Annotated in this window: 2 protein-coding genes; both read right to left on the minus strand. The window is 61.7% G+C overall.

The features are described 5' to 3' along the window. Nucleotides 1-1,279, minus strand: a 1,279-nt coding sequence (locus JNL55_RS19460) for a glycosyltransferase family 39 protein (protein WP_293857467.1), incomplete at its 3' end; no start/stop codon positions are given. After that, a complete protein-coding gene (locus JNL55_RS19465; RefSeq protein WP_293857470.1) occupies nt 1,269-2,117 on the minus strand; it encodes a D-alanyl-D-alanine carboxypeptidase family protein in 849 nt (282 codons plus the stop codon). The genes JNL55_RS19460 and JNL55_RS19465, both read right to left, overlap by 11 nt. Nucleotides 2,118-2,220 lie beyond the last annotated feature (103 nt).

Raw genomic sequence — 2,220 nt, forward strand, 5'->3', positions numbered from 1 at the left:
CCTGCACGGCTTCGTCGAAGCGACAGTCGACGGCGTAGGCCATGCCGAGGTTGTTCAGGGCGCGTGAGTTACCTGGGTTACGTGCAGCGGTGTCTTGCCAGAAGCCGATTTCGGTTTGGTAGACGAGGTTGCGTTGGTAAGTGGCCCAGCTCAAAGCAGCCACGGTCAGCACCATGAAGCCGACGCGCAATGCTGGTTGAGTTCGATGCCACGTCGTTACGCGGACTGCCAACCACCACGCGGGTCCCATCAACGCCAGATACAGCTGCCGATCATTGGCGACATCCAGTCGAGGCAACAGCGAATTGGTCGGCGCCAGCCATAGCAGGAACCACAGCACGGCGAAGGTACCCACCGGCGCGCGACGAATTCTCGTGAGTGCTACAGCGAAGGCGCCCAACCAGGCGGCGCAGAGCAGGGCGGTGAATCCATTCAGCGAAGTGACTACGGGCAACTGTGGGTCCGCATTCATGTTGCCGAGGCGGATCAGTTGACCGGCCAGATACAAGATGGCGTGCGCTTGAGTCAGAAGATTCTCGCCGATGGTGCGAGTGTCGAGGCTGACTGCCAGCAAGCGTCGATAGGTTGGCAGACTGAGGACGACCGCCAGCAACGCCGCAGTCAGCAGTATCAGAGGTGACAGTCGTTTCAGCGTCGCCGGCCAAGGACGATCGGCGGAGTAGAGCAGCAGCGCCAAGGGCAGCACCAACGCCGTCTCTTTCGCGGCAACCGCCAGGCCGAAACTCACACAGCAACCGGCAAGCCATGCTGATGCGTGCTGCCGGTGTTCGCTCTGTTCGCTTCGAACCCAGCAGTACAGGCTCAGCAGACAGAAGCAGGCGGCGAGTGAGCTGGACCGGCCGGAGATATAAGTGACTGCTTCGGTTTGCACCGGATGTAAGGCGAACAGCAGAGCGGCGAACAATGCTGCGTACGATGCGTTCGTTTCGCTCAGGCCTGCGCGCATGCCACGGATGCGTAGCAGTACCAAGACCAGCGTCGCATCCAAGGCATGAATCAAAACGTTGACTAGACGAAAACCGGTGGGACTTGCGTCGAACGTGAGGTTGAGTGCGTAGCTGAGTTTGAGCAGCGGCCGAATGCCCGGCATGGATTGCCACCAGGCGGCGAGAGAATGTACGCGCGGCTCGTTGACGACGACGTTCCAATCATCGAACTGAAAGCTGCCGGAGAGCGACGGCCACCACAACAGCACGATGGCCAATCCCGGCAGCAGCGCTAGCCAGGCAGCGGTGGATGAGTGTCGATCAGTTTGCACGGAGCGAGGAGAACGCTTCGTCGATCATGCCGTGTGCTAGCCACCAGCGCTGCGTCCCGCCCAGCATCACCAGCCAGACGTCGTGGTCCTGCCGACGCACGTAAGCAATCAAACATTGACCGGCTTGCGAGGTATTGCCGGTCTTCAAACCTTCGGTGCCTTCGAGGCGGCCGAGCAGGGCATTGGTGCTGGTGAACTTGAGGGTACGGCCGCCGCGCGTCGTCAGTTCTGCTTCAGGCAGGGCAGTGAGATGGGCGATCAGTGGGACAGCGCGCGCGGCTTGCGCCAGCTTCAGAAGATCGGCGGCGGTGCTGTGTTGACCCGAAGCATCGAAGCCGCAGGGATCGACAAAGTTGGAGTCCGACATTTTGAGCCGAGCTGCCTGCGTCTGCATGCGCGTTCTAAATACGGTGAGATCGGTGGTCACGCTTTCGACCAGCACGCGGCAGGCATCGTTGGCGGAGCGGATCAACATGGCGGCCAGCGCTGCGCCGGCAGTGATTTGCTCGCCGGCCTGAAGGCCGAGCCGAGACGGCGGCACGCTCGCCGCGTAGGTGCTGACCTTGAGCCAGCGATCCGCTTGCCAGTTGGATTCGAGAACGACCAGTGCGGTCAGCAGTTTTGCGAGCGAGGCGGGCTGCAGGCGCAGCGTCGGTGCACGTTGCCAGAGGACTTCATGATCGCGCACGAGCAGATAGCTGCGTGCGGCTTGGGGGTAGGGATCGATGGCCTCTGCGTGCAGAGGGGCGACCAGCGTCAATAAAAACGCGCCGACCAGCGAGACGAAGGGTCTCGCCAGCCGGCGCGTATTGCGATCGTTAGTTCGAGAACAGGCCACCCAGTGCCTTCTTGCCTTTGTTGAACAGACCCTTGGTCTTTTCGCCCGGGGTCTGCGGCTGATCTTGCGCCTGCTGCTGATCCTGAGCGCCGTCGTCGCCCTG

It is taken from the genome of Steroidobacter sp., assembly GCF_016790065.1.
Lineage (GTDB): Bacteria > Pseudomonadota > Gammaproteobacteria > Steroidobacterales > Steroidobacteraceae > Steroidobacter.